Here is an 11,095-nt window from a genome sequence, read left to right on the forward strand (position 1 = left end):
GTGGCGATAGCAATGAGGCATGGCAACACGATACCTGATGGGTCAGGTGTTGCACTTGGTCATTGAGACCGCCATCTCTTGAACCTTATAGAACTCCTGATATTTCCTAATCAGAGGGAGCGCTTCTTCGATGTTCTTAATTGATACTGCTTCTATCATTTGACGGTTCCTCTAACTGCAAAATTTTCGCCACTGCGGCTCTCGTCCTGCGATATCACCCCAGGAGGCGGAACATAGCCCCCGGTAATCGCCTCGATTTCCCGGCAGATGGACAGTAACCGCTCATCCTGCCAGCGCTTCCCGATAAACTGAAGACCGACCGGCAGCCCTTGTTCTATACCCGCAGGCAACACCACAACCGGACTCCCGGTCAGGGAGAAGGGTGTGGTCATGCTTACCATGGCCTCCAGCCAGGGCAAGCGGTGCTCGTCAAAGCGGATGGCCAGCAATGGGTTGAGGCCCTTCCCGGGTACGTGAGGGTGGGCCACGGTGGGAGCCACGGGGCATAGCCAGGCATCCCAGTGATCCAGAAATGTCTCCAGTTCGATGATCAACCGCTCACGCAGATTCAGGGCTTCATTGTAGCGCCGCAGGCTGAAGCGTAGCCCTTTGATAAAGTAGCCGGCGAGTCGCTGCGAGGGCGGCAACAATCGTCCGGCCAGCGTCAGGCCCCTTCGCTCAATCCCGGGCATTCCCAGCCCGATCTCACTCCCCATGATGACACCGTACGCGTACCAGGCGCGGTCAACGTCAAACCCCTCCGGCTTGCGGCGCTCCACCTCCACCCCGCGCGCCTTCAACATCTCGACCGTGCGCACCAGCGCGTCCGTGGTGCGCCGACACAGCGGCAGGCCCGCAAAGTCATCCCACCAGGCAATCCGCAGGGGGCGTTCTCGGAGAGCCGTCGGCGCCTCGAGCAACGGCGGCACTTCGGTATCCTCACCATCTGGCCCATCTAGGTGCTTGAAACCCAGTTGTAGGCTATCCACATCCCGCGCAAGCAACCCAAATGAGAGGCAGTGGCGCACACTGCGCTCGCCATCGGGCAGGTGTGGAATGTGCCCGGTGCGCGGCAGCCGGTTCTCGGTGGCCTTGAATCCGGCCACGCCGCAGAAGGCGGCCGGAATTCGAATCGAGCCGCCGATATCGCTCCCCAGATCCAGGCAGGAGAACCCCATGGCGACCGCAACTGCACTGCCGCCGGAGCTCCCGCCCGACGTGCGGCTCGGATCCCAGGGGTTATTGGTGTGGCCGAACAGCGGACTGTCACAGTGAGGAGTGCTGGCCAGCTGCGGCAGATTGGTCTTGCCCAGCAGAAGGCCGCCGGCTTCGCGCAGGCGCGCCACTAGGGTGGCATCCCGCACCGGCACGTAATCAGCCAACGGTGGATGGCTGCTGGTAGTGCGCAGCCCGGCCGTGGCGAAGGCATCCTTGATGGTGAGCGGCAGGCCCGCAAGGGGCGGCAGTCTCCCCTGCTCCCGCAACTGCTGCAACGCCTGCGCCTGCTGCAGTGCGCCCGCTCGGTTCAGGGTGACGACCGCATTGACGGTGGGATTATGCCGCTCGATGTGCTGCAGATGCTGCTCGGCAACCTCGGTGAAATCCAGCTGACCTGAATGCAGCTGTGCCAACAACTCGCGGCTGGTAGGCGTCAGCATGAAACTCCCCTGTCAATTGAGTAACTGCCGATACCGTAAGCGTCCGCGCCCGTCAGGGCTTGAAGAAACGCGACATGCCAGAGCCAGTGGCCAGCGCCCCTGGCAGAATACGGTAGACCCAATACTCCGGGTCCTCTTCGACCAGCCGCCCCAGTCTGGCTGGCGGCACTCCGATTAACTGTTTGTGCTCACGACTCAGATGGGCCTGATCGGCGTAACCTAATTCAGCAGCCAGCACGGCCAGCGGAGTTGAAGCTGGAGCCTGCCCATGACGGGCAAGCAGCAGTGCCATGCGCGCTAGCCGCTGATACGCCTTGGGGGACAGGCCAAACTGATGCCGGAAGCGTCGCTCGATTTGGCGCAGTGACAGACCATAGATCTGTGCCATTTCCCCAGGGGCGGTATGCAGCAGAGCATCGCGCATCCAACGGGTATCACTTTCACCGAAGCGACCTCGACGCGACGCGGCTTGCCGAATCCAACCACGTAGACCCTCTTCAAGTCGCTGCATCATCATCTGCGGCGCCGCAGTAGTCATCTCATCAACGACGGCGTGCAGCCAACGGCAACCAAGTCCAGAGACCTCCTGTCGCCGATCGGCTAAGTTCTCGGGTGCGGCATCAAACAGGATGTCCCAACAACCGGGCGCAAAAACCACGACCAGGCAGCGAAACTGCCCCTCGGCCACCATTGTCGCTGAACTTCTCTGCGGCCCCGAAACAAAGAGCTGCGGAAGCGGCACAATCCGGCCGGATTCGGCATCCAGCAGGCTCGCCTTCCCACTCAACACGAGGGTCAGCGTGGCCGTCGCTGAAGAGGGCAAGTGAGTGACCAGTGGTACATCAGATGCTGCACCGTGACTCTGTACATAGAAGTCAATCCACGCCCTTAGATAAGGCGATGGCAATAAATACTTCTCACCGCTCAACTGAATCATTTTTCAAGAACCCTAATGTGTAAGGTCCCGGATGATCAAATGAGCCTTAGGAGTTATCCTCTGCTTGCAGCCAGAGGCCTTCTACTGCAATTCATCCGGGAGCAGGTTCATGGACATCAAGCTTCATAAACAAGCCACCACGACACCGAAGATCCGAGCGGAGATCCAGGCGGCTCCCTCCAGCATCACGGATAGTGAGCTGGCCCGCCAGTATGGCGTTGCCACCGCGACCATCCGGCGTTGGCGTTACCGTGACGATGTCTATGACCGACCGCATACACGTCACAACCTGTTGGCCACGCTCACGCCCGATCAGGAGGAAGTGCTGATTGCGGCTCGTGAATTCCTTCGTCTCGGCTTGGATGACCTCCTCGTTGTGGCACGTGAATTCCTGAACCCCAGCGTGTCACGCTCCGGCCTGCACCGCATGCTCAAGCGGCGCGAGGTGCCGACACTGGCAGAACTGGCTCGACAGGACGCCGGCGGTGACGAGAAGCCCCGGCATAAGCCCTTCAAGGACTATGAACCGGGCTATGTGCATATCGACATCAAACACCTGCCTCAGATGCCCGGCGAGAAGCAGAAACGCTACCTGTACGTCGCCATCGACCGTGCCACGCGCTGGGTCTACCTGGAGGTCAGGTCCAGCCAGTCCGCGAAGGATGCACGGGCGTTCATGAAACGGGTGAAGGAGAAGGCCCCCTTCAAGATTCAGACCGTGCTGACCGACAATAGCAAATCCTTCACTGATCGCTTCACGCGGGCGGGTGAGCGCAAACCCAGCGGCCGACATCCGTTCGATCAGGAGTGCCAAGCCCATGGTATTGAGCACCGTTTGATCAAGCCGGGAAGGCCTCAAACGAATGGCATGGTGGAGCGCTTCAATGGTCGTATCAGCGACGTGTTGGCGACTCGGCGCTATGACTCAGGCGAAGATCTGAAGCAGACGCTCAAACGCTATTGTTGGCTGTACAATCACCATATTCCGCAGAAGGCGCTGCACCATCAATCCCCGATCGCGGCAATGAAGGAATGGCAGGCCAAGCGGCCTGAGTTATTTACCAAACGGGTAATCAATCACACGGGACCCGACAGGTAATCGGCTACGGCCAACTTCGTTCGACTTCATATCGGTCAATCGAACTCCTATCGCCCCGTGAGCCTGACATGATACCGATTATTACGGATGGCGCGCATGTTGGCTGGCGTTTCGACAACAACGCTCTTGAGTTACTAGCTGCCCGCAAACGCGCTGAGATCGACAAGGCCCGTGACCAAGCCTTCGCGGCTGGCCTCGAGTACGAGATCGCCGGCGAGCCTGACGTCATCCAGACACGCCCCCAAGACCAGATCAATCTCTTGGCACTCTCCGCCAAGGCCCAGCGCCTGATCGCAGCCGGCCAGCCGGATGCTGTCTTCACCTTCCGCGGGCTGAGCAACATCAACCGCGAGCTGACCTCGGTGGAAATGGATGAACTCGCCCTCGCCGCCCTGGCCCACATCGAGAGCATCTACCAGCGCAGCTGGGATCGGAAGGACGCTTTAGCTGAAGCCCTTGAGAAAGACAGCCGTGAAGCGATCGAATTGATCCATTGGTGAACCTTGCATCGCGTATCGTTACACGATACACTGGACGTGAGCTCAGCAACATGGAGGGCATGGGGTGATCCTCACCATCAAGCACAAGGGGCTCAGAGCCTTGTATGAGCGAGGATCGACCAAAGGGGTACAGCACGACCATGTAAAGAAGCTACGGCTAATTCTCTTCGCGCTACAGGAAGCGCAAGGACCAGAGGATATGGACAGGCCTAGCTTCCGATTACACCAGCTCAAAGGTGAATTCGAGGGACACTGGTCAGTGAAGGTGAACGGCAATTGGCGAGTAACATGGCGTTTTGTCGGCACCGATGTCGAGCTGGTCGATTATCAGGACTACCACTAAGCGGCGGCCTTCGAGGCTGCAACCTCGAAGGCCGCTAGATCGACAAGCCGACGACTACAATAAGAAACAGCGAGACCGCAGGAAAATGGAAACGAGGGTACATCATGACTATGTTCAACCCGCCGCACCCAGGGGAGCTGATACGAGAGGACATAATCGAAGAACTGGGCTTCAGCGTCACGGAAGCCGCACGACGCTTGGGAATGTCCCGCGTCGCATTTTCGAGGGTAATTCATGAACATGCTTCTATCTCATCCGATCTTGCGGTGAGACTCGAAGCTGCCGGAGTAGGCACGGCTCGGCATTGGCTAGCCATGCAGTCTGCTTACGACCTGTGGCAAGCCCAACACCGGGCACAACCGAAGGTAGAATCACTCACTCATGCCTAGGCGACACTGACGATCAAGAAGCCCTCACCAAGCGTGGGGGCTTTTTCTATATGTGGTGTAGCCATCCGCACCCACACCCGCCGTCGCTTCGCCTACCTCGCCTGCCCCCGCACGATACCTGCATACACCCGCTGACCCTCTCAGCCCACGCAGGAGCCCCGAATGGCCGATTACCACCACGGCGTGCGCGTCATCGAGATCAACGAAGGCACCCGACCGATCCGCACCCCCAGCACGGCGGTGATCGGCCTGGTGGCCACCGCCGATGATGCCGACGCCGCCACCTTCCCTCTCGATACGCCGGTGCTGGTCACCGACGTCTATGCCGCTATCGGCAAGGCCGGTGTCAGCGGCACCCTGAAGCGCTCGCTCGATGCCATCGCCGACCAGGCCAAACCGCTGATCGTCGTGGTACGCGTGGCCGAAGGCGCCGATGCCGCCGAAACCAAGGCCAACCTCATCGGCACCGTTACCGCCAGCGGTCAGAAGACCGGCATCAAGGCGTTGCTCGCCGCTCACCAGCGCTTCGGCATCAAGCCCAGGATCCTGGGCGTGCCGGAGCTCGACGACGTCGACGTGGCCGCCGTACTGATCGCCGCCGCGCGGAAGCTGCGCGCCTTCGCTTATGTATCGGCACACGGCTGCGAAACTGTTGAAGAGGCGATGATGTATCGCGAGAACTTCGGCCAGCGCGAAGTCATGGTGCTGTGGCCAGAGTTCACCGGCTTCGATACCGACGCCGGCGAAACCATCACCCTCTCCGCCGTCGCTCGGGCACTCGGCCTGCGCGCCTACCTGGACCAAACCGTAGGCTGGCACAAGACGATCTCGAACGTCCCGGTGCAGGGCGTCACCGGCATCTCCCGCGATGTGTTCTGGGATCTTCAGGATCCGGCCACCGATGCCGGCGTGCTCAACGCAGCGGATGTCACCACGCTGATCAACCAGGGCGGCTATCGCTTCTGGGGCTCGCGCACCTGCGATACCGATGGCCTGTTCCCGTTCGAGAACTACACCAGGACCGCGCAAGTCGTGGCGGACACCATGGCCGAGGCCCACCTCTGGGCCGTCGACAAGCCCATGCACCCCTCCCTCGCACGCGACATCATCGAGGGCGTAAACGCCAAGTTTCGCGAGTGGAAGGCGCTGGGCTACATCATCGACGGCAACGCCTGGTTCAACGAACAGGCCAACTCCGAAACCACCCTCAAGGACGGCAAGTTGTACATCGACTACGACTACACGCCCGTGCCGCCCCTCGAAAACCTCATGTTCCAGCAGCGAATCACCGACCAGTACCTGGTGGATTTCGCCGCGCGCATCGCCGCCTGACGGTCGGCACCGAGAACCTCAAGGAGCCTGATCGATGGCACTGCCCAAGAAACTCAAGGACCTGAACTTGTTCGGCAACGGCGACAACTGGCAGGGCCTAGTTGACACCCTCACCCTGCCCGAGCTCGCTCGCAAGATGGAAGAGTGGCGCGGCGGCGGTATGGATGCCCCGGTCGATATCGATCTGGGCGGCGAGAAGCTCACCTTCGAATGGACTGTCGGAGGCCTGGTCCCGGCCATCTTCGACAACTTCGGCACCAACCGCCTGGATGCCGACCTGCTGCGCTTCGAAGGCTTCTACGAACGCGACGACGTCGGCCAGACCTCCGCCGTCACCGTCGTCGTGCGCGGCCGCCACCAGCGCATCGCCATGGGCGAAGCCAAGGCCGGCGAGAACACCGCCCACCAGGTCACCACCACCTGCAGCTACTACAAGCTCGTGATCGACGGCGCCACCGTCATCGAGATCGACGTGCCCGGCCTGGTGTTCAAGGTCAACGGCCAGGATCGCTACGCCGAGCGCCGCCGCGCGCTGGGCCTGTAACCCCCCTCACTTTTCCACCGCGATATAGGAACGCCAAGCATGCCCAAGAACGCCACCACTGAAGAGATCGTACTCGACACCCCATCCAGCGCGGCGAGCAGAAGATCGAGAAGCTCTTACTGCGTAAGCCCAACGCCGGCGAGCTGCGCGGGCTGGCCCTCTCCGACGTGCTGCAGATGCAGGTCGACGCCCTGGTCAAGCTCACCCCGCGCCTCTCGAGCCCGGCGCTGACCGAACCCGAGATGCGCAACCTCGACCCCGCCGACCTGGTGCAGATCGGGGGCGCCATCGCCGGTTTTTTGCTGACGAAGCGGGCCAAGGGCGAGAGCGTCTGAGCCTGCCCGAACACGTCGAAGAAGCCATGGCGGATCTCGCCGTCACCTTCCACTGGACGCCGGCCGACTGCGCCGGCTTCACCCTCGCCGAACTCATGCAATGGCGCGAGCGCGCCCGTCGCCGCACCCAGCGCGACGCTGACTGAAGGAGCCACCGGTGGCCAAGCCGCTCAGAATGCAGGTTCTCCTGGGGGCGATCGACCAGGCCACCGGCCCGCTACGCAAGATCACCCAAGGCAGCGACCAGACCGCTCGCGCACTGCGAGCCAGCCGCGACGAGCTGCGTACCTTGGAGCGCGCCCAGCGCGACATGCGCGGCTTCACCGCCCTCAAGCGATCCAGTGAGCAGACCGCCACCGCCCTACAGGCGCAGCAGCGCCAGGTGCGCGAACTCACTCAGCAAATCCGACAAGCCGACGGCCCCACTCGCCAGCTGACACGCCAGCGCGACGCGGCGATCCGCAAGGCACGCGAACTCAAGCAGCAGTACGAAGGCGAGCAGCGCGAACTGCAACGGCTGCGTGGCAGCATTCGTGACGTCAGCGGTGTGACAGGCACCTTGGGTACTCAACAGCGAGAGCTGGCCCAGCGAGTGCGCAGCGCCAACCAGCAGCTCGAGCAGCACCAGAACCGCCTGCGCCGTGTGGCCGAGCAGCAGCGTCGCGCCGCCCAGGCCAGTCAGGCCTACAGCCAATCCATGGGCCGCGTGAACCGTATGGCCGGCGTCGGCGCCGCCGGCGTGGGCAGCGGCCTGGCCAAAGGCTACGCTGCCTCGCGCCTGCTAACTCCCGGCGTCTCCTGGGCCGAGCAGATGAGCACGCTCCAGGCGGTAGGCCGCTTCTCAGCGGACGACGAGCGCTATCAGGCCCTGCGCGCGCAGTCACGAGATCTAGGCGGCTCCACGGCCTTCTCGGCAACGGAAGTTGGCGCTGGCCAGGAATTCCTGCTGCGCGCCGGCATGAGCGCGGAAGCCATCCAAGCCTCCATGCGCGACGTGCTGGATCTCGCTCTGGCCAACAACACCGAGCTCGGCCGCGCCGCCGACATCGCCTCGAACATTGCCGGCGCGTTCAAGATCGACCTCGAGCAGGAAGGCTCGATGAGCCGGGTCGCCGATATCCTCTCGGACGCTGCCAGCCGGGCGAACGTGAACCTGGAGATGCTCGGGGAAACGATGAAGTACCTCGGCGGCGCCGAGGATCTCAACCTCACCATGGAACAGGCGGCCGCCATGGCCGGCCTGCTCGGCAACATCGGCATCCAGGGCAGCCAAGCCGGCACCACCATGCGGGCGATGATGAACCGTCTCACCGCGCCCACCTCCACCGCCGCCGGCCTGATGGAGAGCTACGGCATCCAGGTTGCCGACGTGAACGGCAACATGCGCGACATCAACGCCGCCACGGCCGAGCTAGGCAACGTGGAGCGCAAGGAAGTGCTGCAGCGGATCTTCGGCGCCGAGGCCGGCAGCGGCATGGCCGAGCTGGTCAACTCCATGGCTGCCGGCGAGCTCGACCAGTTGATAGCCGCCCTGGGCGAAAGCTACGGCGAGAACGCCGAGATGGCGCGCGTCATGGCCGACAACATCGGCGGCGACCTGAAGAACATGCGCTCGGCATGGGAAGAAGTGGGTATCAGCGTCACGGATACCAACAACGGCCCGCTGCGCGAGCTCGTGCAAACCGTGACGCGAATCCTGCGCGGCGTGGGCGACTGGATCAAAGCGAATCCGGAGCTGGCCGGTACTATCGCCAAACTCGCCGCCGGGCTCATCGCCCTGGTCACCATCGGCGGCGCCATCACCCTTTCGCTGGCCTCGATCCTCGGGCCGCTGGTCATGTTGCGCTACGGCTTTGCCCTGCTCGCCATCAACGGCGGTGGACTGATTGGCACCCTGGTGCAGCTCGCCGGTGCCGCCATTCCCGCCGTGCTCGCCGCGGTGAAAGGCATGGCCGTATTCCTCGCCACCAACCCAATCGGTTTGGCCGTCGCGGCGATCGCCGCTGCCGTGTTCCTCATCATCAAAAACTGGGAACCGATCAGCGGCTTCTTCCGCAACCTATGGAACGGTGTCACGGAGCTGTTCGGTAACGCCTGGCAGGCCATCCAGGAAGCCTTCACAGGTGGCATCGCCGGCGTCTCACGGCTGCTGCTCGACTGGTCGCCCATGGGCATTCTCTGGCGCGGCATCACTGCCGGCCTGCAGAGCATGGGCGTGGAGATCCCGGAGCGCTTCTCCACCCTGGGCAACGCCATGATCGACGGCCTGATGGCCGGCATCGATGCCAAGTGGCAGGCACTGAAGGACAAGGTCGGCAGCCTCACCGATGGCGTTACCGGCTGGTTCCGCGACGCCCTGGGCATCAACTCCCCCAGCCGCGTGTTTGCCGAGTACGGTGGCTTCACGGTGGACGGCTTCAACGTCGGGCTCGACCGCCAGCGCGACGAGCCTGCCAAGCGTGTGCGTGACATCGCCCGCCGCGTGGCCACTGCCGGCGCCGGCATCGCCATCGGTACCGCTGGCCTGCCCGCCGCGGCGGATATCCCCATCGACCGGCGGCCGGCTATCAGTGCACACGCACCGGTCGCGCCGGCGTCTGGCGACGCCATCACGATCAACGTCTACGGCTCACCGGGCAGCGACGCGCATGAGATAGCAAAAGCCATCAGTCTCGAGCTCGACCGGAGACAGGCTCAGAAAGCTGCACGACATAGGTCTTCGTTTCGGGATCTTGATTAGCCTTTTTTTCCGGAACATTTTCTTTAATGTAAGATTGAAACACTGCCACACCTGAGAAAAACACCCCTAATACACCAAAGGAAAAAAATGCAAACAAATATGATTGGAGGTGAGCGAGATCAGCTCTTTCAGGAATAGGAAGCACTGATGCGACCATTTGACTTAAGGCGCAAACGAAGCCGTAAATAAAAACTGCACCACACCAAACCCTGCTCTGTGGCCGTCTCAGGAAAATCGCACTTGTTACAGATACAAAAATCAAAAACCCACTAAGATCCATCTCTCTTAATCGAGCTATGGCTTCTTGAAGCCGGACGTCTCCTAGCCAATAGCAAAACAAGAGAGATAGAGCAGCTGAAAGCACTGAAATCAACATCGTAACGCCCAAGTAGGATAGATTTTCTTCTAAATATTTTTTAATCACAGGATTTTCCTATGTGTGGGGTCCCGTATGATCAAATGAGCCTTAGGAGTTATCCTCTGCTTGCAGCCAGAGGCCTTCTACTGCAATTCATCCGGGAGCAGGTTCATGGACATCAAGCTTCATAAACAAGCCACCACGACACCGAAGATCCGAGCGGAGATCCAGGCAGCGCCCTCCAGCATCACGGATAGCGAGCTGGCCCGCCAGTATGGCGTTGCCGCCGCGACCATCCGGCGCTGGCGTTACCGTGACGATGTCTATGATCGACCGCATACACGTCACAACCTTTTGGCCACGCTCACGCCCGATCAGGAGGAAGTGCTGATTGCGGCTCGTGAATTCCTTCGTCTCGGCCTGGATGACCTCCTCGTTGTGGCGCGTGAATTCCTGACCCCCAGCTTGTCACGCTCTGCCCTGCACCGCATGCTCAAGCGGCGCGAAGTGCCAACACTGGCAGAACTGGCTCGACAGGATGCCGGCGGTGACGAGAAGCCCCGGCATAAGCCCTTCAAGGACTACGAGCCGGGCTACGTGCATATCGACATCAAGCACCTGCCTCAGATGCCCGACGAGAAGCAGAAACGCTACCTGTACGTCGCCATCGACCGTGCCACGCGCTGGGTCTACCTAGAGGTCAGGTCCAGCCAGTCCGCGAAGGATGCGCAGGCGTTCATGAAACGGGTGAAGGAGAAAGCACCTTTCAAGGTCCAGACAGTGCTGACCGACAACGGGCTACCTGCGGTTGCCGTTGCATCATGGACAAAAAGATCCTTACTGATGTCAGCATAGCTCAG

The 11,095-nt window shown here is 61.5% G+C and carries 13 protein-coding genes; 10 read left to right on the forward strand and 3 right to left on the reverse strand.

The features are described from left to right. Positions 1-155: 155 nt before the first annotated feature. On the reverse strand, positions 156-1,658 hold the full coding sequence (locus H1D44_RS20000; RefSeq protein ID WP_181517035.1) for an amidase: 1,503 nt from the start codon (positions 1,656-1,658) through the stop codon (positions 156-158). Between the two features lie 52 nt (positions 1,659-1,710). Then, on the reverse strand, positions 1,711-2,595 hold the full coding sequence (locus tag H1D44_RS20005) for a helix-turn-helix transcriptional regulator (RefSeq protein ID WP_181517036.1): 885 nt from the start codon (positions 2,593-2,595) through the stop codon (positions 1,711-1,713). 109 nt (positions 2,596-2,704) lie between these two features. On the opposite strand from H1D44_RS20005, the gene H1D44_RS20010 reads away from it, so the two are divergent. The 9 genes from H1D44_RS20010 to H1D44_RS20050 all read left to right on the forward strand — a co-directional run bounded on the left by H1D44_RS20010 (position 2,705) and on the right by H1D44_RS20050 (position 9,877). Continuing rightward, positions 2,705-3,694 carry an IS481 family transposase gene (locus tag H1D44_RS20010; RefSeq protein WP_181517037.1) on the forward strand — a complete coding sequence of 330 codons (990 nt, stop codon included), beginning with the start codon at positions 2,705-2,707 and terminating at the stop codon, positions 3,692-3,694. A gap of 68 nt (positions 3,695-3,762) precedes the next feature. Then, a complete protein-coding gene (locus tag H1D44_RS20015) occupies positions 3,763-4,194 on the forward strand; it encodes a DUF4376 domain-containing protein (protein WP_181517038.1) in 432 nt (143 codons plus the stop codon). A 64-nt stretch (positions 4,195-4,258) separates the two neighbouring features. Next, positions 4,259-4,537, forward strand: coding sequence for a type II toxin-antitoxin system RelE/ParE family toxin (locus H1D44_RS20020; protein WP_181517039.1), 279 nt, complete (start codon positions 4,259-4,261; stop codon positions 4,535-4,537). A gap of 110 nt (positions 4,538-4,647) precedes the next feature. Then, positions 4,648-4,926 carry a HigA family addiction module antitoxin gene (locus H1D44_RS20025; RefSeq protein WP_238984598.1) on the forward strand — a complete coding sequence of 93 codons (279 nt, stop codon included), beginning with the start codon at positions 4,648-4,650 and terminating at the stop codon, positions 4,924-4,926. Positions 4,927-5,088: 162 nt separating this feature from the next. Continuing rightward, positions 5,089-6,258 carry a phage tail sheath protein gene (locus tag H1D44_RS20030; protein WP_181517041.1) on the forward strand — a complete coding sequence of 390 codons (1,170 nt, stop codon included), beginning with the start codon at positions 5,089-5,091 and terminating at the stop codon, positions 6,256-6,258. Between the two features lie 34 nt (positions 6,259-6,292). Then, positions 6,293-6,802: a phage major tail tube protein gene (locus H1D44_RS20035; RefSeq protein ID WP_181517042.1), complete on the forward strand. Its 510-nt coding sequence runs from the start codon at positions 6,293-6,295 to the stop codon at positions 6,800-6,802. Between the two features lie 83 nt (positions 6,803-6,885). Then, a complete protein-coding gene (locus H1D44_RS20040; RefSeq protein WP_338073570.1) occupies positions 6,886-7,137 on the forward strand; it encodes a phage tail assembly protein in 252 nt (83 codons plus the stop codon). Between the two features lie 26 nt (positions 7,138-7,163). Next, complete coding sequence (locus H1D44_RS20045) at positions 7,164-7,283, forward strand: GpE family phage tail protein (RefSeq protein WP_149328926.1); 120 nt, start codon at positions 7,164-7,166, stop codon at positions 7,281-7,283. Between the two features lie 11 nt (positions 7,284-7,294). Next, on the forward strand, positions 7,295-9,877 hold the full coding sequence (locus tag H1D44_RS20050) for a phage tail tape measure protein (protein ID WP_181517043.1): 2,583 nt from the start codon (positions 7,295-7,297) through the stop codon (positions 9,875-9,877). On the opposite strand, the gene H1D44_RS20055 is transcribed toward H1D44_RS20050, so the two are convergent. Continuing rightward, on the reverse strand, positions 9,804-10,301 hold the full coding sequence (locus H1D44_RS20055) for a hypothetical protein (RefSeq protein WP_181517044.1): 498 nt from the start codon (positions 10,299-10,301) through the stop codon (positions 9,804-9,806). The genes H1D44_RS20050 and H1D44_RS20055 overlap by 74 nt on opposite strands. Positions 10,302-10,406: 105 nt before the next feature. Between H1D44_RS20055 and H1D44_RS20060 the strand changes: the two genes are divergently transcribed. After that, complete coding sequence (locus H1D44_RS20060) at positions 10,407-11,090, forward strand: DDE-type integrase/transposase/recombinase (RefSeq protein WP_275299112.1); 684 nt, start codon at positions 10,407-10,409, stop codon at positions 11,088-11,090. Positions 11,091-11,095 lie beyond the last annotated feature (5 nt).

It is taken from the genome of Billgrantia kenyensis (assembly GCF_013697085.1).
GTDB lineage: Bacteria > Pseudomonadota > Gammaproteobacteria > Pseudomonadales > Halomonadaceae > Halomonas > Halomonas kenyensis.

Bases quoted from the DNA above. Each gene is read 5' to 3' on its own strand.
- H1D44_RS20000 (WP_181517035.1), bottom strand. From the start codon at position 1,658: ATGCTGACGCCTACCAGCCGCGAGTTGTTGGCACAGCTGCATTCAGGT.
- H1D44_RS20005 (WP_181517036.1), bottom strand. From the start codon at position 2,595: ATGATTCAGTTGAGCGGTGAGAAGTATTTATTGCCATCGCCTTATCTA.
- H1D44_RS20010 (WP_181517037.1), top strand. From the start codon at position 2,705: ATGGACATCAAGCTTCATAAACAAGCCACCACGACACCGAAGATCCGA.
- H1D44_RS20015 (WP_181517038.1), top strand. From the start codon at position 3,763: ATGATACCGATTATTACGGATGGCGCGCATGTTGGCTGGCGTTTCGAC.
- H1D44_RS20025 (WP_238984598.1), top strand. From the start codon at position 4,648: ATGTTCAACCCGCCGCACCCAGGGGAGCTGATACGAGAGGACATAATC.
- H1D44_RS20030 (WP_181517041.1), top strand. From the start codon at position 5,089: ATGGCCGATTACCACCACGGCGTGCGCGTCATCGAGATCAACGAAGGC.
- H1D44_RS20035 (WP_181517042.1), top strand. From the start codon at position 6,293: ATGGCACTGCCCAAGAAACTCAAGGACCTGAACTTGTTCGGCAACGGC.
- H1D44_RS20045 (WP_149328926.1), top strand. From the start codon at position 7,164: ATGGCGGATCTCGCCGTCACCTTCCACTGGACGCCGGCCGACTGCGCC.
- H1D44_RS20060 (WP_275299112.1), top strand. From the start codon at position 10,407: ATGGACATCAAGCTTCATAAACAAGCCACCACGACACCGAAGATCCGA.